Annotated in this window: 16 protein-coding genes; 7 read left to right on the top strand and 9 right to left on the bottom strand. The window is 52.1% G+C overall.

Going from position 1 to position 15,482, the window contains the following annotated elements; all coding sequences use genetic code 11:
• Positions 1-69: 69 nt before the first annotated feature.
• The 5 genes from O9139_RS12600 to O9139_RS12580 form a co-directional block, all read right to left on the bottom strand.
• Positions 70-1,119 (bottom strand): acyltransferase, encoded by a 1,050-nt coding sequence (locus O9139_RS12600; protein ID WP_270879834.1) that lies wholly within the window; start codon positions 1,117-1,119, stop codon positions 70-72.
• 68 nt (positions 1,120-1,187) lie between these two features.
• Positions 1,188-1,763: a ferric reductase-like transmembrane domain-containing protein gene (locus O9139_RS12595; protein ID WP_270879833.1), complete on the bottom strand. Its 576-nt coding sequence runs from the start codon at positions 1,761-1,763 to the stop codon at positions 1,188-1,190.
• A 38-nt stretch (positions 1,764-1,801) separates the two neighbouring features.
• A complete protein-coding gene (locus tag O9139_RS12590) occupies positions 1,802-2,773 on the bottom strand; it encodes an FAD:protein FMN transferase (protein ID WP_270879832.1) in 972 nt (323 codons plus the stop codon).
• A gap of 35 nt (positions 2,774-2,808) precedes the next feature.
• Entirely contained in the window at positions 2,809-3,156 is a 348-nt protein-coding gene (locus O9139_RS12585) for a hypothetical protein (protein WP_270879831.1), read from the bottom strand.
• Between the two features lie 187 nt (positions 3,157-3,343).
• Positions 3,344-3,679 (bottom strand): YlbF family regulator, encoded by a 336-nt coding sequence (locus tag O9139_RS12580; protein ID WP_270879830.1) that lies wholly within the window; start codon positions 3,677-3,679, stop codon positions 3,344-3,346.
• Between the two features lie 173 nt (positions 3,680-3,852).
• Between O9139_RS12580 and O9139_RS12575 the strand changes: the two genes are divergently transcribed.
• From O9139_RS12575 to O9139_RS12555, 5 genes are all read left to right on the top strand, one after another.
• Positions 3,853-5,229 (top strand): YheC/YheD family endospore coat-associated protein, encoded by a 1,377-nt coding sequence (locus O9139_RS12575; protein WP_270879829.1) that lies wholly within the window; start codon positions 3,853-3,855, stop codon positions 5,227-5,229.
• A 9-nt stretch (positions 5,230-5,238) separates the two neighbouring features.
• A complete protein-coding gene (locus O9139_RS12570; RefSeq protein WP_270879828.1) occupies positions 5,239-6,369 on the top strand; it encodes a YheC/YheD family endospore coat-associated protein in 1,131 nt (376 codons plus the stop codon).
• Between the two features lie 80 nt (positions 6,370-6,449).
• Positions 6,450-7,817, top strand: a complete 1,368-nt coding sequence (locus O9139_RS12565) for a YheC/YheD family endospore coat-associated protein (RefSeq protein WP_270879827.1) — start codon at positions 6,450-6,452, stop codon at positions 7,815-7,817.
• The gene (locus O9139_RS12560; protein ID WP_270879826.1) at positions 7,817-8,944 is read left to right on the top strand and encodes a YheC/YheD family endospore coat-associated protein; all 1,128 of its coding nucleotides are present in this window, start codon (positions 7,817-7,819) and stop codon (positions 8,942-8,944) included. Before O9139_RS12565 ends, O9139_RS12560 begins: the two co-directional genes overlap by 1 nt.
• A gap of 6 nt (positions 8,945-8,950) precedes the next feature.
• Positions 8,951-10,093 carry a YheC/YheD family endospore coat-associated protein gene (locus tag O9139_RS12555; protein WP_270879825.1) on the top strand — a complete coding sequence of 381 codons (1,143 nt, stop codon included), beginning with the start codon at positions 8,951-8,953 and terminating at the stop codon, positions 10,091-10,093.
• Positions 10,094-10,143: 50 nt separating this feature from the next.
• Here the strand turns inward: O9139_RS12555 and O9139_RS12550 are convergent, their stop codons facing one another.
• From O9139_RS12550 to O9139_RS12535, 4 genes are all read right to left on the bottom strand, one after another.
• Positions 10,144-10,506: an ArsR/SmtB family transcription factor gene (locus tag O9139_RS12550; RefSeq protein WP_270879824.1), complete on the bottom strand. Its 363-nt coding sequence runs from the start codon at positions 10,504-10,506 to the stop codon at positions 10,144-10,146.
• Positions 10,507-10,518: 12 nt separating this feature from the next.
• Positions 10,519-11,472, bottom strand: coding sequence for a cation diffusion facilitator family transporter (locus O9139_RS12545; RefSeq protein WP_270879823.1), 954 nt, complete (start codon positions 11,470-11,472; stop codon positions 10,519-10,521).
• 207 nt (positions 11,473-11,679) lie between these two features.
• Positions 11,680-11,904: a spore germination protein gene (locus O9139_RS12540; RefSeq protein WP_270879822.1), complete on the bottom strand. Its 225-nt coding sequence runs from the start codon at positions 11,902-11,904 to the stop codon at positions 11,680-11,682.
• A gap of 77 nt (positions 11,905-11,981) precedes the next feature.
• Positions 11,982-12,638 (bottom strand): HAD family hydrolase, encoded by a 657-nt coding sequence (locus O9139_RS12535; protein ID WP_270880127.1) that lies wholly within the window; start codon positions 12,636-12,638, stop codon positions 11,982-11,984.
• A gap of 240 nt (positions 12,639-12,878) precedes the next feature.
• On the opposite strand from O9139_RS12535, the gene nagB reads away from it, so the two are divergent.
• Together nagB and nagA are read left to right on the top strand one after the other, a co-directional pair.
• Entirely contained in the window at positions 12,879-13,607 is a 729-nt protein-coding gene (nagB, locus tag O9139_RS12530) for a glucosamine-6-phosphate deaminase (protein WP_270879821.1), read from the top strand.
• The gene (nagA, locus tag O9139_RS12525; protein ID WP_270879820.1) at positions 13,604-14,767 is read left to right on the top strand and encodes an N-acetylglucosamine-6-phosphate deacetylase; all 1,164 of its coding nucleotides are present in this window, start codon (positions 13,604-13,606) and stop codon (positions 14,765-14,767) included. The genes nagB and nagA overlap by 4 nt, the downstream gene beginning before the upstream one ends.
• The last annotated feature ends 715 nt before the right edge of the window (positions 14,768-15,482 follow it).

Below are 15,482 nucleotides of genomic sequence, written 5' to 3'. Positions count from 1 at the left end.
GCTTCGCTAAAGACCTTTTTTCATAGAAAAAAAGCGCCGCAACTGTCCCCAGTCCGCAGCACTCTCGTATCAGATCAGTTTCCTCGCTTGCCGATAAAGCAGCGTCAGCACCCAAGGAATCGCGATGATCAGTACAAATATAATCAAGTTATATAAATTGAACATCAATATGGAGCCCGGCATGTGCACGTAGTACTTCCACAAGGACAGCAGCGCTGGATGCATCAGGTACACACCAAAGGACACAGAGCCCAGCGATGTGAAAAATCTGCCTAGTGGCGCCGCGTGCTTTTGCATCAACTGTGCCAGCCAAATGAAACTGCAGCCGATGCCAATGCTGTAAAGCAGCCATAGCACCTCAAACCATGTATTTTCGATGTGGACACCTTTTTGCGCGCCGATAAATAACAGCGCATAAGCGAAACCAGACACAATCGCGGCAGGAACGACCCAGCCCTTATGACGCGCCAGCCATGCCCGGAATCCGGTATAGTGGATGCCGATCCAACCGCCGATAAGAAAATACCCGAAGTATGTGATGCACAGCTCTGGCTTATGCTCGATAGTACCGTACCAATGTGTATATACATAGACGCCAGCTTGAATCAGCAGCCCCCAGAACACCATCGTCTTTTCAAACCACGGCATCTTCCGGGCAGCCCAGACCAGCAAAGGAAAGAGCAAGTAAAACTGGACGATAATAATCATAAAATAGAGATGATACCCTGAATCCGCCCATTTGAGCTGCTCCAGAAAGACACTAAAGTCGATCTTCAGCGGATGCCCGGGCGTCCAGAGCCACGGCGTATAGACATAATAGAAGAACGACCAGAGGATATAAGGAACAAGCACCTGCCGCACGCGCTTTAAATAGAAGGTTCCAGCCTGCTTGGCGTTCCATTTATCAAAGTACACATAAAACAGGACGATACCGCTGATAAAAATGAATAATGGCACTGCGAAGTAACTGATTTTGTTCAAAAATAAACTAATCAGCTGCGTACTGCTGCCGAGCAGCGCCGGGTCGACCGTGCTGTCGCTTGTCACATGAATCATGACGACGGCCATGATGGCCAGCGCCCTCACGATATCCAGCTCTGTAATTTTTGCTTTTGCCATGTCGGGTCATGTCCTCTTTTCGTTATCACTATCTCCCAATATAGACAGTTTCGACAGGAATCGCAATACTAACCCTGTTTCATCTTTGCCATTTTGCCACTCGACTTTTGTGCTGGCCTTATCCCTGCGCGTAAAGCCGTAAGCAGAATAAGCACCGCGGCGGTTGCGGCATACATCATTTTAATCATCTGCTGTGCGCTGTCGGACCCTAAGAGCAGGCCGTGAACCAGTGCAAGGGCAAAAATCGGGTACGCTAAAAAGTGAAACGCCAGCCACAATTTCCTTTTCAGCTTATGTCTGATATCCGTCGTGAACACCAGCAGCAGCAGTCCGTACATGGCGATCGTACCGATTGCATTTAATCCCGGAGAATGCCCGGCCGTAAAAGGGATGAGCAGCTCATGCCAGTCAAACGGCATATAGGCATCAATGACCAAAAGCAGCGCATGAAGAAGCGCTAAGCCTGTGCCCAAATGATTGGCCAACGTGTGAATTTGCATCGTTCTTAACTTCGCAGTGCCTTTCAACTGCGGAAAGCTATATAAGATGCCGAGCGCCATCCCTATAAACAAGCTTATATAAGCCGCTAAGCCGAACCAGCGAATTAAAGTCCAGCTCGGCAGGCTAATTAGGAAATGAACCATCGCTTCAACTCCATTTCGACAGAAAACTACCCAAACACTCAAACCAAATGCTGAACGTCAGCATGCAGGCCTATCCATTGTTTTTGAATATAACGAAAACCCGGCTTGACATGATGAACGCCGCCATCCGCCGTGAAGAGCACGGCCTCCAAGCCTTCCGCATGCTGCCCTAGCCGGGTGATGCCTGCTTCCAAGCCCAGGATGCACAGCACCTTCGCCCAAACTTCACAAGCGGTCAAATCGCTGCCGATTACGGAACATTGCACGACCGAGCTTTGGCTCGGCAGCATCGTCGCCGGATCCATCAAATGATGCATGATGCCCTCGCTAGTCTGCCAGCTTCTGCGAAGCGTACTGGAAGTCGCTACTGCTCCCGAGGACAGCTCCAGCAAAAGATCATCCGCATCCGCTGCATGCGGGTTATCGATCGCAACGATCCACGGATCGTTGACGCCGGCTCCGCCCCATACTTTGACATCGCCGCCAGCGCTGATCACGCCTCGCTCCTGTCCCCACTCGCGCTGCAAACTAAGCGCCAGCTGCTCGACGGCCCAGCTTTTGACAATACCTCCCAAATCCATGTGATGCTGAGACGGGAGCTGAACAGACCTCATCGCCGCATCGATGTCGAGCTTGGAGCGGAGCGCGCATGGAGGCAGCTCACGAGGAGGCAGCGTTTGAGCTTTGCCGCGAATCTTTTCAAAGGACTCGGCATAGCCCGCTCTCTGCAGTGCATCGAGCATAAATATATTAAATACGCCCTCCGTTTGCTCCATATAGTATCGTGACTGTTCCAGCACTTGCAGCATTGGCAAAGAGATCAGGCAGCGTTCGCCGGCCAACTGGTTTAATTGCGATAGCTCGCTCGCCGGTCGAAAACGGCTAAACCGCTGTTCCGTCTCTTGAAAACATGTTTCGATATATGCATCAATCTCTGGGGTATAACCTGACTCCTCCAGCAAGATATGAATTTGTGTGTTCATCGAGCGAAAAACTTTTTCATGCAGCATCGTAATCCTCTCCCCATCTGCGCTGATACACTGTTCTAGGATGCTTGTGATCTGGTATGAGGCTGTACCTGAGCGTTCGTCGAGCTGCGCCCCTGATTCAGGTTGTCGGAGCCATTCCCTGCCCGGTTTCCACCATTCCCCTGAGCTACGCCTCCACGCCTTCCTTCCCGGCGGGACTTGGATCTTGTCTCATTCCCGGGAGCCGAGCCGTTCCCGAAAGCTGGCTCCGGCTTTTGCTGCTCAACAACAGGAGCTTTTTGCTTCGTGGCCGCCGCTGCTGCAGCTAAAAATTCAGGGCTTGCTTTCACTTCTTGAAATAAATAGAACACTATCGCGATGACCACCGCACCAATTTGCCATTTCAACCATTTCGACCTTTTCACCGTTTGGCCCCCTTTCAATAACCGCTCGGTCCACTCAAGCTTTGATTCTCTCATTATACGCGGAACACTTCCCGAAATTATGAGTTTCTCCTTAATAAAACCTGAAAGTCTGCTGAAACCTTGCACGCCATAAAAAAAGAGGGCTTCCCGCGATCGATTTAAACGATCTCAGAAAGTCCTCTAATCGCTATTTCAGCATGCTCTCAATCGGCTCAGCGATGATGCGCTGCACATCTTCCAGCACAATCGACAGCCGGCGCTCCGCATCAAACAGCTTCTTGATGCTCGGATTTTGCGCCATGGCCTCGTACATGCTCTGCATCCGATCCATATCTACTTGTGGCGGCATTTCACCTGCTGCCATCTTTTGCTGGAACGCTGCCTGGTGGGTGTTGAAATCGTCCATCATGCTTTTCGCGGCCGGCTCCTTGTCGATCTGCATCCGAAGCTGCTGCATCTCTTGGTACTCGCTGCTTTCCTTAATTGCTCTAGCCAGATCATACGCTTTATCATGTACGTTCATGTCTTATCCCTCCGTTAAGTTGTTGGATTGGCTTCAGTTGACGCGTTGGGCTTTTCCCATGGTGCTTTCAGCCAGTTTCCTAAGCACCACTAGATATATGTCCTCATATGATGGAGTAGTTTACTTTGCTTAAACGGCAATGCCATTTTTGATGCTGGAAGGAGTGTTCGCTATTGACCAGGACGAAAATCGGGATATCCATTCAAGGCACCAGCATCTATTTGGATGAACGGACCGTTGTTCTAAGTGAAGCCATTGTTAAAAAGTGGAAAGTCCCAGTCAATCATACTATTACTCTGCGGTTTGGTTCTGCCAAACAGGAAGTCAGAGTTGTTCCCGCTTCCATTAAGAACAGTTTGCGCCTAAACGCTACACTTGCATCCAAACTCGGCCTCCATCAAGGAGCTCAGCTTTGTATCCATTATAAGTCGGGAACAGGCACGCTGTCGATCGGCCCGCTGATTGGCGTCATGATCAGTCGCGTATACGCCGGCTCTTCGGATCGGCCATTTGGCGCCATTACCGCCTTCGCCAAGGAATTGAGCGATGCCTGCGCCATGTTTGGCGCAATGGTCTGTTTTTTCCCGCCTGGTGAAATGCATGGTTCTGCACAATCTGTATCCGCCTATTCCTATTCCAATGGTTCTTGGAGCAAAAAAACGTTCCCGATTCCCAACGTCATCTACAACCGGCTGACTTCCCGCAAATACGAAAACATGACGAATGTTCAACAATTCATGAAAGATGCGAAGAGCAAATACGGGGCTGAAGTTTTCAATGAAAAATATTTGAACAAAACGGAAGTATTCGAAGCTTTGCGTAAAGACAGTAGTCTACACAGTTACTTGCCTGAGTCCTATCTGTTAAAAAATTACCAAATGTTAAAATCGATGTCCAGCCGCCACTCCGTACTTTTCCTTAAACCGATTACCGGAAGCCTTGGCAAAGGCATCATTCGGATCCGCAAGGAACCTGATAACACGTTTACTTGTCATTTTGCGAATCTCAGCGGCGCCCGCAGGCAGGTCTTCCCTTCACTTACAGCCGTTTTTCAGGCGTTATCCGGCAAGCTGAAGTCCCAGCGCTACCAGATCCAGCAAGGGCTCGACCTGATCACAACCGGGGGTCGTCCGATTGATTTCCGGGCGCTTGTGCAGAAAGGGGCGCAAGGCCAGTGGGATATCACTTCGATAGTGGGTCGTATCGCGGGATCGCAGCATTTTGTCTCGAATCTGGCCCGCGGCGGGACGCTTGCTCCTGTCAAAGAGGCTCTTGGCAAATCGACGCTAGGGGCACAGTCACGCGCCTCAACCTTAGCACGGCTGCGCAAGTCAGCACTGGATATCGCCAAAGGCATTGAAACGCAAATCGACAATCATTTCGGCGAGCTGGGAATCGACCTGGCCGTAGACAATACTGGGAAGGTTTGGCTTCTGGAAGTCAATTCCAAACCTTCCAAAGATGACAATACACCGCTGAACAATGAGCGTAAAATAAGACCTTCCGTGAAACAAATCGTCCAGTATGCCAGATATTTAGCGAAGTTTTGAGGTGAGCTTATGCAGCGGAACAGGGCATGGCCGTTACTTGGCATCATGGTGACAGAATTGCATGGCAAGCTTCCGTTTGCGAATGCATCGTTTTATGAACGCCTAATTATTCTGGGTCAGCAAGAGAATCTCGATGTGTTCGTGTTCTCGCCCAATCGAATTGATTGGCAGCAACATACGGTAACAGGGCATACGTATATTCCCAAGCGCCAAGAATGGGTCACACGCATCTATCCGCTGCCGCAGCTTATTTATGACCGCTCTTTTTTCAGCAGCAAGGTGAGTTACCGCATGTATCGTGAGCATGTCAGCAGACTGCGGGAGCGGCCTGACATTCGTTTTCTCGGCTACGGACTGGGCAGCAAGCTGGAAGTGCATCGGATGCTGCAGCGGGATGGCGCCTTAAGCCCCTATTTGCCGGAAACCAGGATGCTAAACAGCGAGCACGACTTACGGAGCTGGCTGAACCAGCACCAGGACGTCTTTCTCAAGCCGCAAGGCGGCAGTCAAGGCAAAGGCGCTCTGCATCTGCACAGAGAGGTCTCCCCGGATCAAGGGGAGCTGTTCACAGTGCACGGCCGCAGCGCCCGAAACTTGCCGGTCCACTGCCAGTTCAAGCAATTCGAAGCCTGCTGGCAATGGCTTCGCAGCTTCATCGGCAGCAGACCTTATTTAATGCAGCAGTACCTATCTCTGCTGTCCCGGGAAGGGACGGTGTACGATGTTCGCTCCCTCGTGCAAAAGAACGAACGCGGACTATGGGCAACGACTGGCATGGCTGTCCGCACCGGCATGCCTGGCAGTGTCACCTCCAATTTGCATGGCGGCGGCAGTGCGGAAGAAGTCTCCTCCTTCCTGGAGCGGCAGTTTGGCGCGGCGAAAGCTGCAGAACTGATCGCTGCTCTCACTGAGCTCTCAAGCCGGATCCCGCCGCTGCTGGAGAAGTACCACGGACGGTTGGCGGAGCTGGGCATCGATATCGGGATTGATATCCAAGGCTCCATATGGATTCTGGAAGTAAATTCCAAACCGGGGCGAACGATATTTGCACGCATGCGCAATGAAGAGGCGCGTCAGCAAGCCATCGCCAATCCGATCCGTTATGCCGGATTTTTATTACACAAAAAACTGGGCTCATAGCTGCCCGAACCAGGCAGATTCAAGTCTGCCTGCTTTGGCGCGGGCTTCCCATAGGGTAACAAGTTTAGGAGGGTAACCTAATGAGTTTGACAACGTGCATGCTCCACGCCGTACAAAGAACAGATAAATCGGTCTACTTAACAAGTGAACTCGTCAAAGCTTTGCGGTTAACCGGAACCAAATCGATTACCGTAAAGGTCGGCAGCAAATCAGCCACTCTTCCGCTACGTCTGATCAAAAAGAGCGGCCAGCATCTGTACATTCCGCTTTCGCTCCTGAGCACGCTGCGCATTCCAAGAGTCGGCAATGTTCTGGCAGCGAGCAACAGCAGCAAGGAGCTCCGACTAGGCCCGTTGATCGGCGTATTAACGAATATCACGGCCAGCAGCACCTCACCATTCGGCTCTAAAACGGGATTTATCCGGCAGATTTTGACGACTGGCTCCGGCAAATCGTTTCAATTTGCCTTTAGCCCTAGAGATGTGAACTGGGCGCAAGAAACCGTCAACGGCATCGTTCCCAAAAGCGGCGGCGGCTGGGCCCGCAAGACGTTCCCTCTGCCGGATGTCGTCTACAACCGACTATCCAGCCGCAAAGCGGAGAAAACAGCCGGAATTGAAGGCTTTAAAGAGCGTTTTGTGCGCCGCGGCGTCCCGCTGTTTAACTGGAGCTTTTTTGATAAATGGGATGTGTACAAAATGCTTGACGGTGACGATGCGTTCCGCTTTGTTCCGGAATCGCGCATCAACCCGTCTGCTGAACAGATCAAGGAAATGCTCGATAAGCACAAGTTCATTTACTTAAAACCGACAGCCGGCAGCTTGGGTATCGGCATTTACCGTGTCACGTACAACCCGAAGAAAGGATATTTCGTCCGCTACCGCAAATCCGGCAAAAACGTGCTCATCCGCTATGCCAAGTTCGAAGGGCTGATGCGCATGCTCGGCACAGGCCGCGGCAGATTATCGAACTACGTCGCTCAGCAGGGGATCCGCTTAATTGAGATTGACAGCTGTCCGATCGATTTCCGCTTCCATATGACCAAGAACGGAAATAACAACTGGGTGGTTGCTGCCATCGGCGCCAAAAAAGCCGGCAAAGGCAGTGTAACCACGCATATTCGAACCGGCGGCCAGCTGATGACACCGGAGCAGGTGCTGCGCCAAATTTATGGCAGCCGCGCCGATCAAGTGCTCACCAGCGCCAAAGAAACCGCCGTCAAGCTGGCGGAAGGCATCGAGAACAACTACAACCATCTGCTCGGTGAACTTGGTTTCGATATCGGAATCGACCAGAACGAAAAAATATGGATGTTCGAGGCGAACGCGAAGCCGGGCCGCTCGATTTTCAAGCATCCTTCCCTGAAAGACGGGGATATCGCTTCGCTCACCAACATCTACGAGCATTGCCTGTATTTGAGCCGTTTCCGCTCTAGGAGGGATAACTGATGGGCTTCACCCTTCACGAGAGAGGATATAACCCTGCCCTTGCCATATTAACAGTCAAAGACAGTAAACGTGTATTCCGCGGCAATTTAAACAACTTCCTCGACTTGATTAAGACGGGAAACCGCTTAGGGGTCGATGTTTACGTCGTTACGACCAATGATTTCAGCCTTTCCAGCGCACATGTGCAAGGATATCGCTATGATTTTGACAAAAAAAAGTGGAGCAGGGAACTCGTTCCCTCTCCTCAGGTTATTTATAACCGCATCCCCTACCGCAAGATGGAGATGAGGCCGGAAATCCAGCAAACACTTCAGGCTTGCAATCGCAGCGGCGCAGTCCAGCTCTTCAATCCGTCGTTTTTCAATAAATGGACGCTCTTCGAATGGCTGAACAATTCCAAAGAAAGCAAGCCTTACATTCCGGAAACGCGGCAGCTGAAATCTGCCCAGGATTTGACCCAAATGCTGAAAAAGCATTCCTTTTTATATCTGAAGCCTGTCAGAGGCAAAGCAGGCAAAGGGATCATGCGCATCGAGCGCTTGACTTCGAACGTCAAATCTACGGATTACAAGTTGAGCCGGCAAGCGAATAAACAAATGATTTTGACACATCACCCCACCATCGACGGGCTCTGGAATGAATTCGTTCTTCATCGCGGCAAGAACGAGTACATCGCCCAGCAAGGCATCGAGCTCGCCCGCTTCGACCATCGGGCCTTTGATCTGCGCGCGCTGATTCAGAAGACGAGCAAGGGCACATGGAGCGTATCGGGCATCGGAGCCAGGCTGGCCGGCAAATCCAGCATTACGACCCACGTGCCGCGCGGCGGCTCAATTGGGGAACCGCGTAAGCTGCTCACTCATTCCTTTGGCAATAAGAGGGCCAAAAATATTATCAGCAAGGCGAGAAAGGCCGCCATCACCCTGGCTAGCCAGATCGAACAACAATCCGGTCACCAGCTCGGAGAAATGTCGATGGACCTTGGCGTCGATACGACAGGCAACATTTGGTTCTTCGAAGCCAACTCCAAGCCGATGAAGTTCGATGAGCCGAAGATTCGCAAGAAATCGTTGGAACGCATTATCGGATACAGCCAATATTTAATCCATCACGGGAGAAGAAGGTGACGAAGCTTGGCTCCACAACGACTAGGCGTGCTTGCGATTTATCTAAGCAAGTCTCGGCTGGAGGAGCTTGCTTTTTTCCGAAAGCTGAGTCTTGAAGGCAACAAACTTGGCGTTCAGGTCGAAGTCTTCACACCGCAGGATATAACCAGCGATACGACCGTTCGAACATTAACGTATGATCCGCAAATAAAAAAATGGACCCGCAGGCAAACCACGCTCCCGCCGGTCATTTATGATCGCTGCCGCTATAAGGCAGTCGAGAACTACCGCATCCTGCAAGCATTTCGCAAAAAGCACGATAACCTGATTTTCCTAAGCAGGCCGCTTGCAAATAAATGGAATATGCATCAAATCCTATCGGAAAATGAAACGATACGCCCCTATATTCCCTATACCGTCCGCTATAGTTCAACGCAAGAGCTTTTGAAGGTGCTCAAAAAGTATAAGCTCATCTATGTAAAACCGAAGAACGGCACCGGAGGCCGGGGGATTCTGCGGATTGAGCAGATCGGCAGCGAACTGTTTCTGTTGCAAGGCCGAAACCTGCAGCGCACGATTATCGCACCTTACCGCGCAACGGAAAAGCAGCTGATCGTGAAACTGCATACGATGAAACTCTCCCCTGACTATGTGGTGCAGCAAGGCATTGATTTGACGCTCAAGGACGGACGCGTGCACGATTACCGCCTGCTGATCCAGAAAAACGGCAGCGGTCAATGGGAAGTGACAGGCTGCGCAGGCCGGATCGGACCTCACCGCAGCATCACCTCCAACCTGCATGGTGGCGGATCGGCTGTCTCGCTGGACACAATGCTGTCGCACCGCTTCTCCTCGGCGGAGAAGATCGAGACGATCAAGAAAGAAATGAACAGCTTCGCTTTCAAGCTTGCCAATTTCTTGGAAACGAGGTTCGGCAAACTGGTTGAGCTGGGCATGGACATTGCCGTAGACCCCAAAGGCAGGATCTGGCTGCTGGAGGTCAACCCGAAGCCATCCCGCGAAGTGTTCCAGCGCATCGGCCAAAAAGCGACTTACCGGAAGGCGGTTACACGGCCACTGGAATATGCGCTGTGGATGCTGAAGCAGCGCAAAGAAGACGCACCGAAAGCAGATCAAGACAACAGCGGGGTTGAAGATACGACCAGCTGAGCTCTTTCAAATAGATGAACGGAACCATGCCATGGGCATGCCGTTCCGTGTTACATATGCTGAAGATGCTGCAACGTTTGCACGAAAATTTGTTCAATGTGGCTGTCATCCAGCGAGTAAAAGACTGTTTTCCCCGCTTTGCGCCGCTTCACAATATGTAAATTGCGCAAATAGCGCAATTGATGAGAGACCGCTGACTGTCCCATATCCAGTACAGCAGACAAATCGTGAACGCAGAGCTCTTGCTGCAGCAGTGTATGAATGATTTTCACCCGGGTCGGATCACCGAGTGCCTTGAAGACATCGGCCATCGCCGATGCTTGTTCATCATCGATCTGCCGGCTTTGCAGCGGCTCCATTAGCGCAGTGCCTACGCACGAATCCTCGCACGTATCAAGTATCGTCTTATCCAAAGCCAACCCCTCCTATACTTTCAATTCCGGATGGCGGATCATCGAATTTTCAATTTGTATGGTCGCATGCGTAATCTGGAATTTTTGTTCCAACTCGTGAATCGCCTGCTGCAAAATGTGCTGGCTGTTCCGGTCATCCTCGATCAGCAAATGGCAGCTTAAGGAATGGATGCCCGAAGTAATCGTCCAAATGTGCAGATCATGCACATTCACAACCCCTTCAATATGCTCCAGCGAAATTAACACATCGCGGTGCGGGATTGAATGAGGCGTGCCTTCCATAAGGATATGAACAGTTTGCTTGAGAACCGCCCAAGCCCCTTTCACAATCAGAAGCGCTACAATGACGCTAATAATTGGATCCGCCTTATACCAGCCGAACAAGAGCATAACGCCCCCAGCCACAATAGCCCCGACTGACCCCAGCGCGTCCCCTAAAATATGCAAATAGGCGCTGCGCAAGTTCAAGTTGCCGTGCACATCCCCTTTGCGCATTAACGACCAGGCGCTTAATAAATTCGCAATCAGCCCGATGCACGCTATCAGCATCATGGAACCGCTGGCAACGGGCTGTGGCGCAAAAAAACGCCCGATCGCCTCCCAAATGATCAGCCCTGAGATCACAAACAGCGTGACTGCATTAAATAGAGCAGCGAGAATTTCGAAGCGGTGGTAGCCGTAAGATTTGTTGGGTGAAGTCGGCTTGGCGGCAAACCACATGGCAAATAAGCTTAAACCAAGCGACGCGGTATCACTCAGCATGTGCCCGGAGTCGGATAGCAAAGCAAGACTGTTCGTCAGCAGCCCGCCGACAAATTCTAACCCCATAATCGATGCCGTGATCAGCAGCGCGATCGTAAGACCTTTCTTGCTTCCGTCATGACCATGGTGATGATGATGATGGCCATGATCGTGATGATGATGATCCCCATGGCATTGGGAATGATCATGTGAATGTTGATGCATGCTTTTTCCTCCTTACGCTTCCCCTGACACTTAGCATGGAAATTTGTTAAACGGTTTATCCCTATCCAAATCAACATATGAACAAGTGCTCATATGTTTATGATAAAGAAAGAACACACTCTCCGTCAATAGTGGCCAACCCAAAAAAAGACCGGTTCCCAGCTCTCTGGAGAGCTTGAACCGATCTCATCTTTTGCTGCTTTATTTTTAAGTTCCTGTTGCCACCTTGTTCGCTCCCGCATCAACTCCGTCTGGGTCAAAGGTGACCGTAGCGCTGAAGAACGTTGTCGATATGACAAAATCTCCAGTGATCCCGCCGCCTCCGCCCGAATATGTCTTGGCTGCGGAGTTCGGAGCGATGACGGCTGTGTCACCGTTGATCAGGCTTCCCTCGTTCCTGTTAATGTTGAAAACTCCTACAAATGAAGGCATCCTTTATCAGCTTCCTTATCGCTCAATGTGCTATAGTGTATGCCCAGAAGCGGAACGTTGCGACAGATGTGCGGAATTTACAAATGGTCGAGCAGATCGGCAAAATGCCTGATCCGTATATGTGCACCTTCCAGCTCCCCTTGCTCACGGAATCCGGCATAATCACAAGCGGCCACGGTCAGCCCGTTCGCAAGCCCCGCCTCCACATCCGAAGAGCGGTCGCCGACCATCCACGCCGAACGGACGTGATGCGTATCCAGCAGCAGCCTTACCAAATCGACTTTCGATCTTGTGCGATACTGGCCTGCGCTGTACAATCCTTCAAATAATTCGCCAAGCCCCTTAGCCTGCACGACATGTTTTACATAATCTTCTAAGCCGTTACTGGCAACAAACAAGCGAATCCCCTTCGCATGAAGCGCCTGCAAGGTTTCAGCAACGCCTTCATACAAGACACCTTGTCCTTGCTGAAGCCCCACCATCTGATATTGCAGAAGCAATAGGTCCGCTTGACGTCTCGCTTCCAGCGTGGCTTCCGGCATCACCCGTTCCCAAATATGCTCCAGCAGCATGCCCAGCGCGCCTAAAATACGCTCCTCCGGCGGTGTTTCCCCTGTATAGAGCCCCATTTCCCGCAGCTTGTCAAACGTGGCATGATAAGCAGGCAGCAGCAAGGTCTCGGTCTTGAACAAAGTCCCGTCCAAATCAAAAAGCATTGCTTCAGGTTGCGGCATTTTCATCGACATATCCAGCTCCCTCATTATGTATGGATCTTAAACTAGAATGGCAAACATACCCATGTAAGTCAATATCCTTATTTGGCAAAATGCCAGTTGATGAAGAGAACCAATTACGTTATGATTGAAATGAAAATATTTTTATGAAAAAATGAACTTTTTGTTCAAAATAAAGCGTGGTTAACTCAAAAAAAGGAACCTTTCTTAATTTATCCCTTCATTTAAGGAGATGGACTGATGAACATTCATATTTTTCAAAACCAGCAAGAGTTGAATGAAGCCGGTGCCGGCATCATTACCTCTTTAGTGCAAATGCAGCCCAAGGCCGTGTTGGGTCTTGCCACAGGCGGAACGCCGGTCGGTATTTATGAAGAGCTGGTGAAAGCTTATGAAAAAGGGCGCGTCAGCTTCAAAGCGGTGACGACCTTCAATCTGGATGAATATGTCGGTTTGCCTGCAGACCATCCCGAAAGCTATCACACCTATATGAAGCAGCATTTGTTCGATCATATCGATTTGCCCGCCTCGCAAGCGCATATTCCGAACGGCTACGCCGCCGATCCGGATGCCGAATGTCAGCGTTACGACCAGGAGCTGGAAGCGGCCAAACAGATCGATTTGCAAATTCTCGGGCTCGGCCACAATGGGCACATCGGCTTTAATGAACCTGACGATTCGTTGATCAGCAGCACGCATCCCGTGGAGTTGAAACCGGAAACCCGGGAAGCTAACGCCCGCTTCTTCTCTTCCATCGACGAAGTGCCGACACATGCTTTGACCATGGGGGTTGGCACGATTTTGAAAGCCAAAACGATTCTGCTCATCGTGCGCGGCGCCGACAAAGCCGAGATCGTACACCGCGCCCTAACCGGTCCGATTACAACAGAAATCCCGGCCACTTTGCTGCAAACGCATCCTCATCTCGTTGTCTTGCTGGACGCAGAAGCAGGGAGGTTATTTGAATGAGCTCCTTCCTGATCAAGAACGCAAGAATCGTCACTGAAGACAGCGTCATTGAACAAGGCGCCATTCGCATCACCGACGGCATCATTGAATTCGTCGGTGAAGCTGACACTAAGGAAGCAGCAGGCGTGGAAGTGATCGATGCCGGCGGCAACTGGCTGCTGCCGGGCTTCATCGATGTGCATGTCCATGGCGGCTACGGCGCTGATTTCATGGAGTCGAATTCGCAGACGCTGGATACGATTACGCGGTTTCACGCCAAGCATGGGACAACCGCCATGCTCGCCACCACGATGACCGCCAGACGGGAGGACATCGACCGTGTGCTAGGTGAGGTGCAGCGCTACATGGCGGGGGACATGCCCTATGCGCAGCTTCTCGGCGTGCACCTCGAAGGCCCTTTCATCTCGCCCAAGTGGGCGGGCGCGCAAGACCCTAATCTCATGCTGGCGCCGCAGCTTGCATGGCTAGAGGAGTGGCATGAGCGCTATCCGCAGCTCATGCGTCAAGTCACCCTCGCACCGGAACGCGAGGGTGGGCATGCCATGATCGCCTGGCTGCGCGATCATGGCATTGTCGCCGCATGCGGGCACACCGACGCGACGTACGCCGACATTCAGTCGGCGGTGGGTGCCGGTCTCTCGCATGCGGTGCACACCTTCAACGCGATGAAGGGGCTCCATCATCGCGAACCGGGAACCGTCGGTGCCGTGCTCACCGACGCGCGCATCAGCGGCGAAGTGATCGCCGATGGGCACCATGTGCACCCGGCAGCGATTCGCCTGCTGACGATGGTGAAGCAGCCGCACGGCCTGCTGCTTATCACGGACGCGATGTCGGCGGCAGGGCTCGGCGACGGCCAGTACGAGCTCGGCGGGCAAGCCGTTACCGTCAAGGCCGGCGTTGCCCGGCTGACGGAGGGCGGCGCCCTCGCGGGCAGCACGCTGACCATGATTGAGGCGCTCCGGTTTATGGTGCGCGAGGTCGGGGTCAGCGTTCAAGAAGCGAGCCGCTATGCGAGCGGTAACCCGGCGCGGCTGCTGCGCCTGGATGCGACGCACGGCTCGATCGCGCAGGGCAAGCGCGCTGACCTGCTGCTCGTCAGCTCCGAAACGCTGGAGCTGGAGCGCGTGTGGGTGCACGGCCGCGATATTATCGCGTAGGCTTTCTGTGTTATATACAGCAAATTTCGATCGGAGGATTGGAGTTTGCTGTATTTTTTTGGAAGGATGCGTGTGAGCGCGTTCCCTTCAGCCTTTGTTGGCCAGACGGATATGAAGTGCTCAATTAGCCCTGTGCTCAGAGCTCAACATCTCACTGCCGCCTACTGTTCTCCCACCACTCGTACTAGCCCTCACTAATTCTCCAGAACCCAGCCACTCTTTGCAGATACCACAGAACCCGCTTCTCACTATTACCCCAGCCGCCCCGTCACCTCCCCTACCGTGTCTATAATGCCAGCTCCTCCCTCACCTCCAACACTCTTTGCAGATACCACAGAATTCACTTCCCACAGTTACTCCGCCGCCCGCCACCTGCCCTTCTATGCCTATAATGCCAGCTCCTCCCTCACCTCCAACACTCTTTGCAGATACCACAGAATTCACTTCCTACAGTTACCCCAACCGCCCGCCACCTTGCCCTTCCATGCCTATAATGCCAACTCCTCCCTCATCTCCAACACTCTTTGCAGATACCACAGAACCCGCTTCTCACTATTACCCCAGCCGCCCCGTCACCTCCCCTTCCATGTCTATAATGCCAGCTCCTCCCTCACCTCCAAAACACTCTTTGCAGATACCACAGAACCCGCTTCGCACTATTACCCTGCCCGCCGCCCGCCACGTGCCCCACCATACCTGTATAGCCAGCCCTTCC

The organism is Paenibacillus aestuarii, assembly GCF_027789125.1.
In the GTDB taxonomy this organism is placed as follows: domain Bacteria; phylum Bacillota; class Bacilli; order Paenibacillales; family NBRC-103111; genus Paenibacillus_E; species Paenibacillus_E aestuarii.
Note: the sequence above shows the minus strand (reverse complement) of the source record. Positions and strands in the feature narration are given on the sequence as shown.